Here is a 16,806-nt window from a genome sequence, read left to right as displayed (position 1 = left end):
ATGCTTAATAGTTGAAAGTCTTGACCAGCAGCAGGTCACCGATGGCCCGCAGGGGCACGATGAAGGTCTCGCGTTTTTCGTCGACAGTGTTTTCGTTGAGCACCAGGTTGATCTGCGAGGTGATCACCTCGTTCTGGTTGCTGGTCTCATCGAAGTTATAGCCGCCGCTGCCGAAGTTGCCCCAATAGTTCACGTAAACCAGATAGGTGCCATGCATCGGCGCGGTCATGGTGAACATTTCCGGGCCGGGGCCATCGACGCCGTCCGGATCCAGCCCGCCGCCATTGCTCATCGCCGGGCGCGCCCAGAACGCGTGCTGGCCGTCGGGGGTCACGATGTGCAGATCGAGTTCGGCTTTCGGGTCATCCCAGCCCAACACCACACGAATCCGCGCCGGGGTGCGCAGGTTGTTGGCTTCATAGAATTGAACGCGCTTGAGTGATTTGCCTTCGGCGCTACGCACTTCAACGCTGTTGGAGCCGGCACCGAACGCATACGGCCGGGCGAAACGCCCCTGGTCATCGGTGTACAGATTCAGAGGGTTACCGTTGACGGCCAGCGTATGAGGCCCGCGTTGCGTGCCAATGGCCTTGAGCTGGCCCTGGATCATCGTGCGATTGCGCTGCACACCCCGGTCGATGGGCGGCGTCGGATAGGCGACTTGCGGGTATTCACTGCGATCGAGCAGGCCGTTGAAGCGCCAGCCGCCGACCGGCTCCGACAACTCAGCCGTCGGCTCGGCCCAGGCAGCGGTCGCGCAGACCAGCCCCATCAGCACCAGAAGAAATGAACGCATGTGACGCCTCCTGCCATGCATAACGAAACCTTGCACCCGATCCTCGGCGCGTTACAGATCCAAAAACTGTGTTTCGTCAGATAGACCCGTGACTATTGGGTCGTAGAAGGCGCGAAGGTTAGCTATTTGGCGGTTTTTTAACAATCGGATACATCTATATTTGCGGCAGGAATCACGGTGTTTTTTGGACGTGAGCCGAATAGAGAGGCTATTCGGCTCACGAAATGAGCCGAATAGACTATTATTCGGCTCATTGACCTCGGAGCACCTGAATTCATGGCACCTCACTGGATCTGGCAACAGCCCGACTGGCCGAATTTCAACTGGCNNGATCTACCGCTATCGCGGGCAAGCCCGCTCCCACAGGGATTGTGCAAATCCTGGACTGATTGGAATCAGGACAGCCCCCTCGTCACAGAACAGGCCTCAGACACCCGCTCATTTGCCCATAACCCCCATGTCTGCTAGTGTCGCGCCGGTTTACCGTCTACCGGAATAGCCGCCATGGCCCGCAAAAAAGTTGCACTCGATTTCGAACAATCCCTCGCCGACCTGCAAACGCTGGTGGAGCGACTGGAGAACGGCGAATTGTCGCTGGAAGACTCGCTGACGGCTTTCGAGCAGGGCATCGGTCTGACCCGCGATTGCCAGGCGGCGCTGGCCCAGGCCGAGCAAAAGGTTCAAGTGCTGCTCGAGCGTGATGGCGAGCTGGCCGAGGAACCCTTCGACGCGGATCAGCCAGAATGATTGCAGCGTATTCGGCGACCAGCCAGGCCCGCGTCAACGCTGCACTGGAAACCCTGTTCACCGCGCCGAGCCCTGAGCTCGCGCGGTTGTACGAAGCCATGCGCTACAGCGTGATGAATGGCGGCAAACGGGTCCGCCCGCTGCTGGCCTACGCGGCGTGCGAAGCGCTTGGCGGCAAAGCTGAGCAAGCCAACGGCGCGGCATGCGCGGTGGAGCTGATTCACGCTTATTCCCTGGTACACGACGACCTGCCGGCCATGGACGACGATGATTTGCGTCGCGGCCAGCCGACCACTCACAAAGCCTTTGACGAAGCCTATGCGATTCTGGCTGGTGACGGCTTGCAGAGCCTGGCCTTCAGCGCCCTGCTCGACCCGCGCCTGAGCTCGTCGGACGCTGCTCTCACCTCCGATCACCTCCGCTTGCAGATGGTCAGCGCCCTGGCGTTGGCGGCAGGCCCGGCCGGCATGGTCGGCGGCCAAGCCATCGACCTCGGCTCGGTCGGTCTNAAGCTGGATCAAAAAGCCCTCGAAACCATGCACCGGCACAAGACCGGCGCGCTGATCGAAGTCAGCGTCAAACTCGGCGCTCTGGCCAGCGGCCGTGCCGAGAAGGACGAACTGAAGTCGCTGCAGACTTATGCACAGGCCATCGGCCTGGCATTCCAGGTGCAGGACGACATTCTCGACGTTGAAAGTGACACCGCGACCCTCGGCAAGCGCCAGGGTGCGGATGCCGCACGCGATAAACCGACGTATCCGGCCCTGCTCGGCCTCGAAGCAGCCAAGGCATATGCCCTGGAACTGCGTGACCAGGCCCTNGACGCGCTGCGACCGTTTGACGCGGCAGCCGAGCCGTTGCGTGATCTGGCCCGCTATATCGTCGAACGCCGCAGCTGACAGCGTATCCGCCAAAAAAGAGCAACGCGTGGGCAGGGGGCGATGCATCAGGTAAACTGCCGCATCTTCTATACCTATAACGATTCGCCTGATGCCCACGACGTTCCAAGAGATTCCCCGCAAGCGCCCGTCCACGCCCCTGCTCGACCGTGCTGCCACGCCGGACGGCCTGCGTCGACTGGGTGAAGCCGAGCTGGAAACCCTGGCCGATGAGTTGCGCCTGGAATTGCTCTACACGGTCGGTCAGACCGGTGGGCATTTCGGTGCAGGGCTGGGCGTTATCGAGCTGACCATCGCCTTGCATTACGTGTTCGACACCCCGGACGACAGGCTGGTGTGGGACGTGGGCCATCAGGCGTATCCGCATAAAATCCTCACTGGCCGTCGCGAGCGCATGGGCACCCTGCGCCAGAAGGACGGCCTGGCCGCCTTCCCGCGCCGCGCCGAAAGCGAGTACGACACCTTTGGCGTCGGCCACTCCAGCACCTCCATCAGTGCAGCGCTGGGCATGGCGATTGCCGCCCGCCTGCAAGGCAGCGACCGCAAGGCGATTGCCGTGATTGGTGATGGCGCGCTGACCGCCGGCATGGCCTTCGAAGCGCTGAACCATGCGCCGGAAGTGAACGCCAACATGCTGGTGATCCTTAACGACAACGACATGTCGATCTCGCGCAACGTCGGTGGCCTGTCCAACTACCTGGCAAANATCCTGTCCAGCCGCACTTACGCGAGCATGCGTGAAGGCAGCAAAAAGGTCCTGTCGCGCCTGCCCGGCGCCTGGGAAATCGCCCGTCGCACCGAAGAATACGCAAAAGGTATGCTGGTCCCCGGCACGCTGTTTGAAGAGCTGGGCTGGAACTACATCGGCCCGATCGACGGTCATGACCTGCCGACCCTGATCGCCACACTGCGCAACATGCGTGACCTCAAGGGCCCGCAGTTCCTGCACATCGTCACCAAAAAAGGCAAAGGCTTCGCCCCGGCGGAAGTCGACCCAATTGGTTACCACGCCATCACCAAGCTCGAACCTCTGGACGCTCCCGCCGCCGCGCCGAAAAAGGCCAGCGGGCCGAAGTATTCCGGCGTATTTGGCGAATGGCTGTGCGACATGGCCGCTGCCGACCCGCGCCTGGTGGGCATTACCCCGGCGATGAAGGAAGGCTCCGACCTGGTGGCGTTCAGCGAGCGTTTCCCGCTGCGCTATTTCGACGTGGCGATTGCCGAGCAGCACGCCGTTACNNTCGCCGCCGGNATGGCCTGCGAAGGCGCGAAACCTGTTGTGGCGATTTATTCGACCTTCCTGCAACGCGGTTATGACCAGCTGGTTCATGACGTGGCGGTGCAGAACCTCGACGTGCTGTTCGCCATCGACCGCGCAGGTTTAGTCGGCGAAGACGGCCCCACCCACGCCGGCAGTTTTGACTTGTCCTACTTGCGCTGCATTCCCGGCATGCTGGTGATGACGCCGAGCAACGAGAACGAACTGCGCAAGATGCTCACCACCGGGCACCTGTTCAACGGCCCGGCGGCGGTGCGTTATCCGCGCGGCACCGGCCCGAATGCAACGATCGAGAAAGACCTGNAGCCGATTGAAATCGGTAAAGGCATTGTTCGCCGCCAGGGCAGCAAAGCCGCGTTCCTGGTGTTTGGCGTGCAACTGGCCGAAGCCCTCAAAGTCGCCGAGAAGATCGACGCCACCGTGGTCGACATGCGCTTCGTCAAACCGCTGGATGAAGCCCTCGTCCGCGAAATCGCCGNCAGCCATGAGTTGCTGGTGACGATCGAAGAGAACGCGATCATGGGCGGTGCCGGTGGCGCGGTCAGNGAGTTCCTGGCGCGGGAAAATATCCTCAAGTCGGTGCTGCACCTGGGCTTGCCGGACGTGTATGTCGAACATGCCAAGCCGGCGCAGATGCTGGCCGAGTGTGGGCTGGATGAGGCAGGGATCGAGGCTTCGGTGCGTGAGCGCCTGACCCTGCTCAACATCTAAACGCAAAACCTGTGGGAGCGGGCTTGCCCGCGATTACGGTGGATCAGNCATCAATTTTGACTGACACACCGAAATCGCGGGCAAGCCCGCTCCCACAGTGTTCTGTGTGCCTTTCAAAATTTGTGTTCGCTTTAAAGCGTCAACGGATTACCGATGAAACTCTCCCCCCTCGCCCTCACGCTGACGCTGCTGCCAGCCGGTCAACTCCTGGCTGACACCTTCGAACGCGATCAAGCCCTGAAACTCCCTGAGGTGCTGATCAGCGCCAACCGTCAGGTCCAGGCACGCAACGACAGCAGCGCCGCCAACACCGTGTTCACCCGCGATGACATCGACCGCCTGCAACCGGGTAGCGTCACGGACTTGCTGAGTCGGGTACCCGGCGTGCAGGTCGTGCAGACCGGCGGGCGCGGCAGTCTGCCGGGGATCTACATTCGCGGGACCCAGTCGGCGCAGAGCCTGGTGCTGGTGGACGGTCAACGCATCGGCAACTCGACTTCCGGCGACAGCAACCTGCAACACATCAACATCGAGCAGGTCGAGCGCGTGGAAGTGCTGCGCGGCTCCCGTTCGGTGATTTATGGCAGTGATGCGATTGGCGGCGTGGTCCAGATTTTCACTCGCCGTGGTGGCGAACAAGGCCTGCATCCACGTATGCACGTGGGGCTTGGCAGCAATCAGACGTGGGAACGCAGCCTCGGATTATCCGGCGGCGATGAGAAAACCCGCTTCAACCTCGGCGCCAGCCTCGATGAAACGGCCGGGATCAACCGCACCCACGAGTCCTATCCCAGCGACGGCGATCATGACGAATACCGCAATAAATCGGTCAGTCTGAGCCTGAGCCATGCCCTCACCGACGACATCGAAATCGGCGCCAACCTGCTGGATAACCGCGGCAAAAGCGAGTTCGACAATCCATTCGGGCGCTTCGACCCAACGACCTTCGAATCGCTCCAGCAGCAGCCCTACAGCGACTTTGTCGTGAGCAGCATCAGCAGTTATGTCGATGCCCGGGTCAACGATATCTGGAAAACCCGCGTCGAATTCGGTCACAGCGAAAATCGCGAGAAGACCCTGGACAAACTCAGCGATGAGCGCAGCGTGTTCAACACGTACCGTGATTCGGTGAACTGGCAGAACGACCTGACGCTCAATGAGCGCAACAGCCTGATTCTCGGCGGCGACTGGTACGAAGACCGGATCAACAGTAGCACCCCGTTCGACGAGGACAGCCGCTGGAACCGCGCGGCGTTTATCCAGCATCGCTACCAGGCGGACAGGTTCTCCACAGAACTGGGTGTGCGCCGGGACCAGAACCAGCAGTTCGGTGGCCAGAACAGCTGGAGCGGCACCTTCACCCTGCCGCTGAACCCGGACAACGACGTATTGCTGACCTACAGCGAAGGTTTCCGCGCGCCGACCTTCAATGACTTGTACTACCCCGATTTCAGCAACCCGGACCTGAAGCCTGAAACCTCGAAAAGCTATGAGCTGCAATGGCGCAGTCAGTTGACCGAGACCAGTCGTCTCGAAACTTCGCTGTACCGCACGGACCTTGAAGACGCGATTATTTTTGGCAGCAACTCACGGCCAAAGAACGTGGCTTCGGCGCGGATCAACGGGTTCGAGGCGGCTCTGAAACAGGAACTGTTCGGCTGGCAGAGCAACCTCGGCGTGGCGATCATCGACCCGAGGGATCGCGACAGTGGCCATACCCTGGCCCGTCGTGCGCGGCGCACCTTGAGCCTGGACCTGGATCGCCAATTCGATCAGTTCGGCGTCGGCGCCAGCTGGCAAGCGGTAAGCAGCAGCTATGACGACTTGAACAATCAACAGCCGTTGGGTGGATATGCCCTGTTGGGGTTGCGCAGCAGCTGGGAATTGAATCGCGAGATCAAGCTTGAGCTGAAGGTCGATAACCTCCTGGACAAAGGCTATAGCCGGGCGTTGTACACCCATGATGGCAGTCAGTATGGGTATCGCGAGGAAGGTCGGGCGTGGATGTTTGGGGTGACCTGGACGCCTGAAATCTGATCTGAAATGTCTGTGTTTACACTGGCCTCATCGCGGGCAAGCCCGCTCCCACAGGTTCAGTGTGATCTCTGTGGGAGCGGGCTTGCCCGCGATGAATGCACCTCGGTCTTAACGGTCCGGTGCGATGATATGGCACAACTTGGCCGTCGCTTCGATCATCTGCCCACTCGGTCTCTCCAGCCCCTTGTCCGCCACCAACAGCAACCGCCCCTGTGCCACCGCCGTCATCTGCGGCCAGGCTTTCCAGGCGTCCAGTTGCGGCTGATCCCCGGCCACAATTACCTCGGGATTACGCTGCAACACAGACTCAATACTGACCTGCGGCGCGGGCAGNNTCAGATCGGCAAACACATTGCGCGCCCCGCACACTTCAAGTGCATCACTGATGATCTGCCCGCCGCCAACGGTGTACAGCGGTCGATCCCAGACCTGATAAAACACCCGCAACGGTTTATCCCGACGATAACGCTGGCGCAATACATCCAGGCGCTGGCGTAATTGCGCAGCCAATGAAACGCCACGCTCAGGACGACCGAGCTGGGTGGCAATCGCTTCAATCTGCGCGGTCAGTTGTTCGAGGTTGTGGGGTTCGGCGACATACGTGGGGATGTTCAGTCGCTTGAGCTGCTCGCGCTGGGCCGGACCAACGCTGCCGGGCCAGAGCAGCAGCAAATCGGGTTTGAGGCTTAGCAATCGCTCCATGTCCAACTGGCCGTAGCGGCCAACCGATGGAAGCCCATTGAGTTCGGCAGGACGCTCTCCGGCGTCCAGCACGCCGACCAGAAGGTCCGCGGAGCCCAGTTCGACAACGATTTCAGACAGAGACGGCGCGAGACTGACAACGCGCTCGACAGCAGAGGCCATGCCGCTGCCGGCCAGCAGCATCAGCGCCAGCCAGAAGCGAAACATCAGCCGAGCTGACGCGGGATACGGTAGAGATAAAACAGCACCGTGGTCGACAGCGCCAGCAGCACCAACGGCACCGCTTCGAGGCCGACGAACACCGCCAACGCGCCGATCCAGGCCGGCAGGCTCGCGACCAGCAACGCCGTGCGGCGCTTGGCGGCCAGGGTAATCCAGGCGGCGGGTTCTTCAGGAGTGTCGAGGGCTTTCTGGGTGGCGATCAGTGCGTGCTTGTAGCTGCCGAAAAACTTCAGGCTGACAAACATCGACGCGACCCCGGCAATGAACAATGGCATCGCCAGCACCGGCAGGATGGCTTCACCCTGGCCGAACACGCCATTGATCACAAACAGCGGCACCAGGGCCATGGCCAGGTATTGCCACCAGTTGAAGGACANTCGGCGTTTTACCTGGCCACGGGTCACGCGCGGTCGACCTCGCCTTGATGCTCGTTGCCCATCATGTGGTCGAGCTTGCTGGCTTTGGTGGCCAGGTAGAGTTTGTTATGCGGGTTTTGCCCAGTGTGCAGCGGCACACGCTCGGCCACGGTGATGCCCATCTCGGTCAAGGCGTTGACCTTGCGCGGGTTGTTGGTCATCAGGCGCAGGGATTTCACCCCCAGATGTTCCAGCATCGGCAGGCAGATGCCGTAGTCACGCTGGTCGGCGGCGAAGCCCAGGCGCTCGTTGGCTTCNACGGTGTCGGCACCGCCATCCTGCAACTCATAGGCGCGGATTTTGTTCAAAAGGCCAATGCCACGACCTTCCTGGCGCAAGTACAGCAATACGCCACGGCCTTCACGGGCAATGGCCCGCATGGCCGCTTCNAGCTGCGAGCCGCAGTCGCAACGCTGGCTGAACAAGGCATCGCCGGTCAGGCATTCGGAGTGCAACCGGCCGAGTACCGGGGCACCGTCGGCGAACTCACCCAGGCTCAGCACCACGTGCTCGCGCCCGTTCTCTTCATCGAGAAAGCCGTGCATGGTGAATTGCGCAAAGGGTGTTGGCAGCTTGGAAGCGGCGACAAAAACGACAGGCACCGGTGTGCTCCTGATTAATAAGTACTGGAGATTCGCAGAGGCGGCATTGTAACAGCAGGTTCCTACAGACGCTTAGGCTGAATTATGGGGCATAACGATCTAAAAGTTAGATCCCCGAATGCGCAACAACGCCTGTAGGAGCCGGCTTGCTGGCGATAGCTGTGGGTCAACCGACATGATTATCGACTGAACGGACGCTATCGCCAGCAAGCCGGCTCCTACAAAGTTCGCCGTGTACCGCGAAATCTGCGCTCAATTCGGGGCAAACGGATACGGCTGCTTCCAGCGTTCGAAGATCGGTTTCAACCGGCCGCTTTTCACCAGCAACTCCATGCGCTCATCGAACAGCGCCATCAACGTGCGAGCCTTTGGCGTATCGGCGAAGCACAGGTACAGCGGCAATTCCGCGATGTGGGTGCGCCGAAACTGCGAAGGATCCTTGGCCCACTTGAGGACGTAGTCGACTTCGGTCAGCGCATCGATGTAATAGTCGGCGCGGTTGTGGGTCAGCATCGACAAAATGCCGGTGCGCCGGATGACTTCGTTATAGCGCCGCACGTTGGGCAGGTAATCCTGGAAGTCATAGCCGCGAACCCAGGCCAGTCGATAGTTGCCCAGCGTCTCCGGGGTCGGTGCCGGATTGCTCGCCAGGCCCAGGGCATAGATGTGATCGGTATCGAAATTCCAGCGCGGATAAAGCAGATCGCTGTTCTCGTTGCGGTAGGAGCCAACACAGGCATCCACTTCGCGGAGTTGGGCCAGGCCTACGGAGCGGGTGTAAGGCTCGGTGCGAATGTCCAGTTTGACACCGGCCGGCTCGAACACCTCCCGCAGCACGTCCCAACCCAGGCCATGACCGTCAGCGGCGGTGTAGTCTTCCCAGTCTTCGCTGGCCAGGTGAATCACGGACGGCGTCGTCGCAGCATCGCCCGCGTGGGCGATCGAGCAAAACATGGTCAACATCATCGCAGCCAACCAGCGCCGAGCCATCCTTAGTCCCCTGTCTCGCCCATCAGGCGAAAATCCATACCAGCCCTTGCATCGCCAACCACGCAAACACGCCTGCCAATACGTCATCGAGCATGATCCCGACGCCACCGTGCACATGCCGGTCGATCCAGTGAATCGGCCAGGGCTTGAGAATGTCGAAGAAGCGGAACACCAAGAACCCCGCCAGCAACCAGTACCAGCCTTCCGGCACCAGCCACAGGGTGATCCACATCCCGACCATTTCGTCCCAGACGATGCCTTCGTGGTCGTGTACCCGCAAATCGTCGGCAACCTTGCCGCACAGCCAGAAGCCAAACAGCATGGTGATGCCGAGCATCAGCCAGTAACCCCAGTCGGGCAGCATCTGCCACAACGGGATAAAGGGTAGCGCAACTAACGAACCCCAGGTGCCCGGTGCCTTTGGCAAGGTACCCGAACCGAAGCCGAACGCCAGGAAATGCCAGGGATTGCGCCAGACCGAAGGCGGTACGAATTCCGCCGGGACCTGTTTGGGATGATCTGTCACGGTGTCTCCCGAAAATGTTGATAACCCCGGGTTTGCGGGGTGATGTCCTGTCCATCGGCGTCCAGCAGTACCACGCCCTGCCCGGCCTCTACCCTGCCGACCACATGGATCGGCCAGCCGGCGACCAGCAACGCGGGCAACTCGACGGACGGTAGGGTGAAGGCCAACACGTAATCGTCCCCGCCGCTCAACGCTGCCGCTTCGGCGCCCGATTGGCCGAGGAAGGCCACTAAAGCGTTCGACAGCGGCAATCGGTCCCGTTCAACCTGAATGCCGACCTTCGACGCCAGGGCAATATGCCCGCAGTCAGCGAGCAGGCCGTCGGAGATATCCAGCGCCGACGTGGCTTTGCCGCGNAGCGCCAGGCCCAGCGCCAACTGCGGTTGCGGCGACCAGTAATGGGCGAGCAAGGGCTCAGCGATGGCGGCGTCAGCCGTGCGTTGCCCCAACACCAACGGCAATGCGCCGGCGGCATTGCCNAGCTCACCGCCCACGCAGAGCAAGTCACCAGGCTGCGCACCGCNGCGCGTCAATGCCTGCCCGGCCGGTACTCGGCCAAACACCGTCAGGGTCAGGCTCAGCGGCCCGCGCGTGGTATCGCCGCCCACCAGGCCCACACCGCAGCTTTGCGCCATGGCATTCAAACCCCGGGCGTAGGCGTCCAGCCAATCGGCGGCCACCGTCGGCAAGGTCAGGGCAAGGGTAAAGGCAACGGGGGTGGCGCCCATGGCGGCCAGATCACTGACGGCTACAGCCAGCGAACGCTGACCGAGCAGAAACGGGTCGCAAGGCTCTGCGAAATGCACGCCGGCAACCAGCGTGTCGGTGGAAATCGCCAACTGCTCCCCGGGGGGAACAGCGAGCAAGGCGCAGTCATCGCCGATCCCCAGGGCAATGCCTTCGCCGCCTTGCGCACACGGCGCGGCGGCGAAGTAGTTGCGGATCAGCTCGAACTCACCCATGTGGCAGCTATCAAGCGCCGATTAGCGCTTGAACGCCTTCACTTCAGCTTCACGCAGACGCGGGGCCAGCTTGTCGAGCACGCCGTTGACGAACTTGTGGCCGTCGGTCGAACCGTAGACTTTCGCCAGTTCGATACCTTCGTTGATCACCACGCGGTATGGCACGTCGACGCGCTTGAGCAGTTCCCAGGTGGACAGGCGCAGTACGGCGAGTTCAACCGGGTCCAGCTCTTCGAGGGTCAGGTCCAGGCAAGGCNNNAGNGCCNNGTCGATCTTGTCCTTCTGCGCTGGAACCCCGTGCAGGATTTCACGGAAGTAGGCGCCGTCGACATCGCTGAAATCGTTATCGACCCGGAACTGCGCTTCGATCTCGTTCAGCGACTGCTTGGCCATGTGCCATTGGTACAGCGCCTGGGTCGCGAGCTGACGAGCTTCGCGACGCTTGACGCTTTTCGATGGCTTGCCGGCATCCGCAGGCTTTGGATCGCGCGGGTTGAAACGATCGCTCTCGTCAGAAATCACTTGGCCTCCAACTGCGACAGCAGGCTGACCATTTCCAGCGCGGACAGGGCTGCTTCAGCGCCTTTGTTACCGGCCTTGGTGCCGGAACGCTCGATGGCTTGCTCGATGGAATCTACGGTCAGTACGCCGAAAGCGACTGGCACTCCGAACTCCATGGACACCTGGGCCAGGCCCTTGGTGCATTCGCCAGCCACGTATTCGAAATGCGGGGTACCGCCACGAATGACCGCGCCCAGGGCGATGATCGCCGCGTACTCGCCCTTCTGAGCGACTTTCTGCGCAACCAGCGGGATTTCGAAGGCGCCAGGCGCGCGGATGATGGTGATGTCGCTTTCGCTCACGCCGTGGCGAACCAGGGCATCAACTGCACCGCTGACCAGGCTTTCAACCACGAAGCTGTTGAAGCGGCCAACCACCAGGGCATAGCGGCCTTTGGGGGCGATGAAGGTACCTTCGATGGTCTTCAGGGTCATTCGTTAGATCTCTTAAAGAGCCGGGACGCGTTTTCTACGCATCCCTCGGTGATGTGTTAGCCGCGAATCAAGGACTGGAAACAACCGGTCATTATTCGGAGGGCACGTATTCTACAACTTCCAGGTCGAAACCGGATATCGCATTAAATTTCATCGGTGCACTCATCAAGCGCATTTTGCGTACACCCAGGTCGCGCAGGATCTGCGAACCGGCACCGACGATGCTGTAGGTGGTCGGCGTTTTGACCTGAGTGTTCTCGGCGGTTTCGCGAATGTGCGCCAGCAACACGTCGCCATCAAGCGGGTGACCGAGCAGCAGCACCACGCCGCTGCCCGCCNCGGAAACCGCGGCCATGGCAGCGCGCAGGCTCCAGCGGCCGGGCTGCTTGACCATTAGCAGGTCGCGCAGCGGGTCCATATTGTGCACGCGCACCAGGGTCGGTTCGTCGGCGCAAATGGTGCCCAGGGTCAGGGCCATGTGCACGTCGCCTTCCACTGAATCACGGTAGGTCACCAAATTGAATTGGCCCAGTTCGCTGTCCAGCGGCTGCTCGGCAATCCGCTGAACGGTACGTTCGTGGATCATGCGGTAGTGAATCAGGTCGGCAATGGTGCCGATCTTGAGGTTGTGTTCGGCGGCAAAGGCTTCGAGTTCAGTGCGACGGGCCATGGTGCCGTCGTCGTTCATCACTTCGCAGATCACGCCGCTCGGCTCGAAACCGGCCATGCGCGCCAAATCGCAGGCGGCTTCGGTGTGGCCGGCGCGAGCGAGGGTGCCGCCCGGCTGGGCCATCAGCGGGAAGATGTGGCCCGGGCTGACGATGTCTTCGGCCTTGGCGTCTTTCGCGGCGGCGGCTTGCACCGTGCGTGCACGGTCGGCGGCAGAAATACCGGTGGTAACGCCGGTGGTCGCTTCAATGGACACGGTGAACTTGGTGCCGAAACCCGACCCGTTGCGCGGCGCCATCAATGGCAGCTTGAGCAACTCGCAGCGCTCGCGGCTCATGGGCATGCAGATCAGCCCACGGGCGTGCTTGGCCATGAAGTTGATGTGCTCAGCCTTGCAGGCCTCGGCGGCCATGATGATGTCGCCTTCGTTTTCGCGATCTTCGTCATCCATCAGGATGACCATCTTGCCTTGGCGGATGTCTTCAACCAGTTCTTCGATGCTATTGAGCGCCACGCGGCACCCCCTTGGGTCAGGATTTCAGGTAGCCGTTGGCGGCCAGAAAGCTTTCGGTGATGTTTCCAGAAGTTGGCTCTGCGGCCTTATCGCCCAGCAACAGGCGCTCCAGATAACGGGCAAGCAAGTCAACTTCCAGGTTCACCCGGCGACCTGGCTGGTACGACGCCATGATGGTTTCGCTCAGGGTGTGGGGAATGATGGTCAGCTCAAATTCGGCGCCATTGACGGCGTTCACGGTCAGGCTGGTGCCGTCGACGGTGATCGAGCCTTTGTGGGCGATGTACTTGGCCAGNTCCTTCGGCGCACGGATGCGGAATTCCACGGCGCGAGCATTCTCGGTACGGGAAACCACTTCACCCACACCATCGACGTGACCGCTGACCAGGTGNCCACCCAGGCGGGTGGTCGGGGTCAGGGCTTTTTCCAGGTTGACCGGGCTGCCGCTTTTCAGGTCATTCATGGCGGTGCAGTCGAGGGTTTCGCGACTGACGTCCGCCGCAAAGCCGTTGCCTGGCAATTCAACCGCGGTCAGGCACACGCCGTTGACCGCGATGCTGTCGCCCAGTTTGACGTCGCTCAAATCGAGCTTGCCGGTTTCTACGTGGACCCGCACATCTCCGCCTTTTGGGGTCAATGCACGAATACTGCCGATGGATTCGATGATGCCGGTAAACATGGAGTCCTCCTCGAGAACAGGGCCGTCGCGTGGCGCAGGCCGGGAATTATACGCTCGCCGCTGGCGCAGGAATGGCGATGACTCGCCAGTCATCGCCAACCGCGCGGATTTCGGTGATTTTGAGCTCGGGCGCGTCCTTCATTTGCGCCAGCGGCCAGTCCAGCAACGGCCGGGCCGAGGAGCCAAGGAACTTGCCGGCGATGAAAATCTGGAATTCGTCCACCAGCCCTTGCTGGGCAAAAGCCCCGGCCAGACGCGGACCTGCTTCGACCAACACTTCGTTGACCCCGCGATTGGCCAGTTCGACCAGCAACTTGCGCAGGTCAACCAAACCATCGTCGCCCGCCACGATCAGGCATTCCGGACCGTTGGCATATTGCTCTTCAATCGCCATGCAGGTGGCGACCAATGCCGGGCCGGCCTTGAAGAACGGTGCATCCAGTGGCACTCGCAGACGGCCGTCGATCAGCACGCGCAGCGGTGGACGGCTCATGGCCAGGGCCGTTTGCTCGGCGTCCAGGCCCAGCTCATCGGCACGCACGGTCAAGCGGGCGTTGTCCGCCAGCACCGTGTCGGCGCCGGTCAGCACCACGCTGGCCTCGGCGCGCAGGCGCTGTACGGCGGCGCGGGCGGCAGGGCCGGTGATCCATTGGCTTTCGCCACTGGCCATCGCGGTGCGGCCGTCCAAACTCATCGCCAGCTTGACCCGCACGAACGGCAGGCCGTGTTCCATGCGCTTGAGGAAGCCTTGATTGAGCTTGCGCGCCTCGCCTTCCAGCACGCCACTTTCGATGGCGATCCCGGCCTGGGCCAAGCGTTGCATGCCGCGACCGGCCACCGACGGATTCGGGTCCTGCATCGCCGCGACGACCCGCGCAAGGCCGGCATTCACCAGCGCATCGGCGCAAGGCGGCGTGTGGCCGTGGTGGCTGCACGGTTCGAGGGTTACGTAAGCGGTGGCGCCTCGGGCCTTATCGCCTGCGGCACGCAGGGCGTGGACTTCAGCGTGGGGCTCGCCGGTGCGCACATGCCAGCCTTCGCCGACAATCTGCCCATCCCGCACAATCACACAGCCCACACGCGGGTTGGGATGGGTGGTGTACACGCCTTTGCGCGCCAATTCNAGGGCGCGGGCCATGTAATGGGCGTCGAGGATGGCTTGTTCTGGGGACGNGGTCATTCTTTCACCGGCTCACGGGCCAGGCGGTCGATCTCTTCGCGGAACTCATTGAGGTCCTGGAAGCGTCGATACACCGAAGCGAAACGGATATAGGCGACTTCGTCGAGCTTTTGCAGCTCGCCCATCACCAGTTCTCCAACCACCAGGCTCTTGACCTCGCGCTCACCGGTCGCACGCAGCTTGTGCTTGATATGCGCCAGCGCCGCCTCCAGCCGCTCGACACTCACCGGGCGTTTTTCCAGGGCGCGCTGCATACCGGCGCGCAGTTTGTCTTCGTCGAAAGGCTGGCGGCTGCCGTCGGACTTGATCAGACGTGGCAACACCAGTTCGGCGGTTTCGAAGGTGGTGAAACGTTCGCCGCAGGCCAGGCATTCGCGCCGGCGACGTACTTGATCGCCCTCGGCGACCAGACGTGAGTCAATGACCTTGGTGTCGTTGGCACCGCAGAAGGGACAGTGCATGGTGGCAGGCAACAAAAAAAGGGAGGGCCATGGTAGCGCATCCCCATGGCAAGACAAGCCATAGGGTTTGCGGTATACAGACGGACTATAGAGCTTGATCCATGGATTTCACCTTGCTGGAGCCGCAAATGTCCCTAAGACCACTCGTATTGCTCAGTGTTTTCAGCCTGCTGGTGGCCTGCAGCAGCGATGCGCCCAAACCCCAGCCGCCGACACCAGGGCCAGCCCCACAAGCCGCGCAGAAAAAAGCCAAGGAGTCCGCCAACCTCGGCCCGCTGCCCGCGTATCAGCGTGAATTGAGCGGCACCCTGCAAGGCATACCGGCCGGTGCCGAAGTCGAACTGGCGCTGCTGGTGATCGATGCCCAGGACCGCCCGCAACAATTGCTCGCCAGTTCGAGCCTGATCGGCACCAATCAGGTTCTGCCGTTTCACCTGCGCTTCAACCCGGAATCGTTCCCGGCCGGCGTTCGCGTTGAATTGCGCGGTCGTGCCAGCCAGTCTGGCCAGTTGATTTTGCACCTGCCCTCGCAGGTCATTACCCAGCCGACAACCCAGGCCTTGGGTCAGCTGCAATTCGTCAAAGCGCCATGATTGCACCGCTCGACCTGCAACAAGCGTTGGGTGAATTGCTCGGTGATGCGCAGCTTGTGCCGGTCGCATTGCCCGATACCGAGCTGAAACTCTGGCTGATCGACGGCGATAATATGGACCGCGCCTTCAGCCCCGAAGAAACCCGGCGCATCCTGCATGAACCGCCCTACTGGAGTTTTTGCTGGGCCAGCGGCCTGGCACTGGCGCGCTATCTCGCCGCATTCCCTGAATGGGTCGAAGGCAAGCGGGTGCTGGATTTTGGTGCTGGTTCCGGGGTGGCGGGGATCGCGGCCGTCAAGGCCGGGGCACTGGAAGTGGTAGCCTGTGACCTCGACCCGCTGGCGATTGCCGCCTGTCGGGCGAATGCTGAACTCAATCAAGTGGAGCTGAGCTACTCAACGGACTTTTTCGCCGAGGCGGATCGGTTTGATCTGATTCTGGTGGCCGACGTGCTCTACGACCGCGCCAACCTGCCGTTGCTCGATGAGTTTTTGAGCCGTGGCAAGGAGGCGCTGGTGGCGGATTCGCGGGTGAGGGATTTCAGGCATCCGCTGTATCAACGCATCGAAATGCTGGAGGCGATGACCTTGCCGGATCTGGCCGAGCCGGAAGAGTTTCGGCATGTGAGCCTGTACCACGCGCGGCGCAGCCAAGAGCATCGCGAGCAAGCTCGCTCCCACAGGTGATCTACGTCATCCCAAAGATCTCTGTGGGAGCGAGCTTGCTCGCGATGACAATACGCCAGACACTCGATGACTAACTGCCATTCGCTTCCGGCCGCCCCCCATCAAGCCTTATAGTTGCCCCATTCACGCTTTTACGAGAT

The 16,806-nt window shown here is 61.5% G+C and carries 19 protein-coding genes; 6 read left to right on the top strand and 13 right to left on the bottom strand.

All coding sequences use genetic code 11. From position 1 onward, the window contains the following. Positions 1–4 precede the first annotated feature (4 nt). On the bottom strand, positions 5–796 hold the full coding sequence (locus tag B7L09_RS20930; protein ID WP_094470435.1) for a YfaP family protein: 792 nt from the start codon (positions 794–796) through the stop codon (positions 5–7). A gap of 504 nt (positions 797–1,300) precedes the next feature. On the opposite strand from B7L09_RS20930, the gene B7L09_RS20925 reads away from it, so the two are divergent. From B7L09_RS20925 to B7L09_RS20910, 4 genes are all read left to right on the top strand, one after another. Then, positions 1,301–1,543 (top strand): exodeoxyribonuclease VII small subunit, encoded by a 243-nt coding sequence (locus B7L09_RS20925; protein WP_094470434.1) that lies wholly within the window; start codon positions 1,301–1,303, stop codon positions 1,541–1,543. Then, positions 1,540–2,442, top strand: a complete 903-nt coding sequence (gene ispA / locus B7L09_RS20920) for a (2E,6E)-farnesyl diphosphate synthase (protein WP_094470433.1) — start codon at positions 1,540–1,542, stop codon at positions 2,440–2,442. The genes B7L09_RS20925 and ispA overlap by 4 nt, the downstream gene beginning before the upstream one ends. 91 nt (positions 2,443–2,533) lie before the next feature. Next, complete coding sequence (gene dxs, locus B7L09_RS20915) at positions 2,534–4,432, top strand: 1-deoxy-D-xylulose-5-phosphate synthase (RefSeq protein WP_094470432.1); 1,899 nt, start codon at positions 2,534–2,536, stop codon at positions 4,430–4,432. 153 nt (positions 4,433–4,585) lie between these two features. Further along, positions 4,586–6,469, top strand: a complete 1,884-nt coding sequence (locus B7L09_RS20910; RefSeq protein WP_094470431.1) for a TonB-dependent receptor domain-containing protein — start codon at positions 4,586–4,588, stop codon at positions 6,467–6,469. Between the two features lie 108 nt (positions 6,470–6,577). Here B7L09_RS20910 and B7L09_RS20905 read toward each other — a convergent pair whose 3' ends face one another. The 12 genes from B7L09_RS20905 to nrdR all read right to left on the bottom strand — a co-directional run bounded on the left by B7L09_RS20905 (position 6,578) and on the right by nrdR (position 15,387). After that, the gene (locus tag B7L09_RS20905) at positions 6,578–7,378 is read right to left on the bottom strand and encodes a cobalamin-binding protein (protein ID WP_094470430.1); all 801 of its coding nucleotides are present in this window, start codon (positions 7,376–7,378) and stop codon (positions 6,578–6,580) included. Continuing rightward, on the bottom strand, positions 7,378–7,797 hold the full coding sequence (locus B7L09_RS20900) for an MFS transporter (protein ID WP_094470429.1): 420 nt from the start codon (positions 7,795–7,797) through the stop codon (positions 7,378–7,380). Before B7L09_RS20900 ends, B7L09_RS20905 begins: the two co-directional genes overlap by 1 nt. Beyond that, positions 7,794–8,411, bottom strand: coding sequence for a GTP cyclohydrolase II (gene ribA / locus B7L09_RS20895; RefSeq protein WP_094470428.1), 618 nt, complete (start codon positions 8,409–8,411; stop codon positions 7,794–7,796). Before ribA ends, B7L09_RS20900 begins: the two co-directional genes overlap by 4 nt. 252 nt (positions 8,412–8,663) lie before the next feature. Continuing rightward, complete coding sequence (locus B7L09_RS20890; protein ID WP_094470427.1) at positions 8,664–9,401, bottom strand: substrate-binding periplasmic protein; 738 nt, start codon at positions 9,399–9,401, stop codon at positions 8,664–8,666. A gap of 22 nt (positions 9,402–9,423) precedes the next feature. After that, positions 9,424–9,927 (bottom strand): phosphatidylglycerophosphatase A family protein, encoded by a 504-nt coding sequence (locus B7L09_RS20885; RefSeq protein ID WP_008033735.1) that lies wholly within the window; start codon positions 9,925–9,927, stop codon positions 9,424–9,426. Beyond that, positions 9,924–10,889 carry a thiamine-phosphate kinase gene (thiL, locus tag B7L09_RS20880; RefSeq protein WP_094470426.1) on the bottom strand — a complete coding sequence of 322 codons (966 nt, stop codon included), beginning with the start codon at positions 10,887–10,889 and terminating at the stop codon, positions 9,924–9,926. Before thiL ends, B7L09_RS20885 begins: the two co-directional genes overlap by 4 nt. Positions 10,890–10,910: 21 nt before the next feature. Next, entirely contained in the window at positions 10,911–11,411 is a 501-nt protein-coding gene (gene nusB, locus B7L09_RS20875) for a transcription antitermination factor NusB (protein WP_094470425.1), read from the bottom strand. Continuing rightward, entirely contained in the window at positions 11,408–11,884 is a 477-nt protein-coding gene (gene ribH / locus B7L09_RS20870; protein ID WP_094470424.1) for a 6,7-dimethyl-8-ribityllumazine synthase, read from the bottom strand. Before ribH ends, nusB begins: the two co-directional genes overlap by 4 nt. A 91-nt stretch (positions 11,885–11,975) precedes the next feature. Beyond that, positions 11,976–13,067, bottom strand: coding sequence for a bifunctional 3,4-dihydroxy-2-butanone-4-phosphate synthase/GTP cyclohydrolase II (gene ribBA, locus B7L09_RS20865; RefSeq protein WP_094470423.1), 1,092 nt, complete (start codon positions 13,065–13,067; stop codon positions 11,976–11,978). A gap of 16 nt (positions 13,068–13,083) precedes the next feature. Continuing rightward, positions 13,084–13,746 (bottom strand): riboflavin synthase, encoded by a 663-nt coding sequence (locus B7L09_RS20860; protein ID WP_094470422.1) that lies wholly within the window; start codon positions 13,744–13,746, stop codon positions 13,084–13,086. 46 nt (positions 13,747–13,792) lie between these two features. After that, positions 13,793–14,926: a bifunctional diaminohydroxyphosphoribosylaminopyrimidine deaminase/5-amino-6-(5-phosphoribosylamino)uracil reductase RibD gene (gene ribD / locus B7L09_RS20855; RefSeq protein WP_094470421.1), complete on the bottom strand. Its 1,134-nt coding sequence runs from the start codon at positions 14,924–14,926 to the stop codon at positions 13,793–13,795. Then, positions 14,923–15,387: a transcriptional regulator NrdR gene (gene nrdR / locus B7L09_RS20850; RefSeq protein ID WP_057439031.1), complete on the bottom strand. Its 465-nt coding sequence runs from the start codon at positions 15,385–15,387 to the stop codon at positions 14,923–14,925. Before nrdR ends, ribD begins: the two co-directional genes overlap by 4 nt. Before the next feature lie 128 nt (positions 15,388–15,515). Between nrdR and B7L09_RS20845 the strand changes: the two genes are divergently transcribed. Both B7L09_RS20845 and B7L09_RS20840 read left to right on the top strand, forming a co-directional pair. Next, a complete protein-coding gene (locus B7L09_RS20845; protein ID WP_094470446.1) occupies positions 15,516–15,980 on the top strand; it encodes a YbaY family lipoprotein in 465 nt (154 codons plus the stop codon). Next, on the top strand, positions 15,977–16,666 hold the full coding sequence (locus B7L09_RS20840; RefSeq protein ID WP_094470420.1) for a class I SAM-dependent methyltransferase: 690 nt from the start codon (positions 15,977–15,979) through the stop codon (positions 16,664–16,666). The genes B7L09_RS20845 and B7L09_RS20840 overlap by 4 nt, the downstream gene beginning before the upstream one ends. Positions 16,667–16,806: the final 140 nt, after the last annotated feature.

Source organism: Pseudomonas mandelii, assembly GCF_002251635.1.
Taxonomy (GTDB): domain Bacteria; phylum Pseudomonadota; class Gammaproteobacteria; order Pseudomonadales; family Pseudomonadaceae; genus Aquipseudomonas; species Aquipseudomonas mandelii_B.
Note: the sequence above shows the minus strand (reverse complement) of the source record. Positions and strands in the feature narration are given on the sequence as shown.

Bases quoted from the DNA above. Each gene is read 5' to 3' on its own strand.
- B7L09_RS20925 (WP_094470434.1), top strand. From the start codon at position 1,301: ATGGCCCGCAAAAAAGTTGCACTCGATTTCGAACAATCCCTCGCCGAC.
- B7L09_RS20910 (WP_094470431.1), top strand. From the start codon at position 4,586: ATGAAACTCTCCCCCCTCGCCCTCACGCTGACGCTGCTGCCAGCCGGT.
- B7L09_RS20840 (WP_094470420.1), top strand. From the start codon at position 15,977: ATGATTGCACCGCTCGACCTGCAACAAGCGTTGGGTGAATTGCTCGGT.
- nrdR (WP_057439031.1), bottom strand. From the start codon at position 15,387: ATGCACTGTCCCTTCTGCGGTGCCAACGACACCAAGGTCATTGACTCA.
- ribH (WP_094470424.1), bottom strand. From the start codon at position 11,884: ATGACCCTGAAGACCATCGAAGGTACCTTCATCGCCCCCAAAGGCCGC.
- B7L09_RS20890 (WP_094470427.1), bottom strand. From the start codon at position 9,401: ATGGCTCGGCGCTGGTTGGCTGCGATGATGTTGACCATGTTTTGCTCG.
- B7L09_RS20930 (WP_094470435.1), bottom strand. From the start codon at position 796: ATGCGTTCATTTCTTCTGGTGCTGATGGGGCTGGTCTGCGCGACCGCT.
- B7L09_RS20845 (WP_094470446.1), top strand. From the start codon at position 15,516: ATGTCCCTAAGACCACTCGTATTGCTCAGTGTTTTCAGCCTGCTGGTG.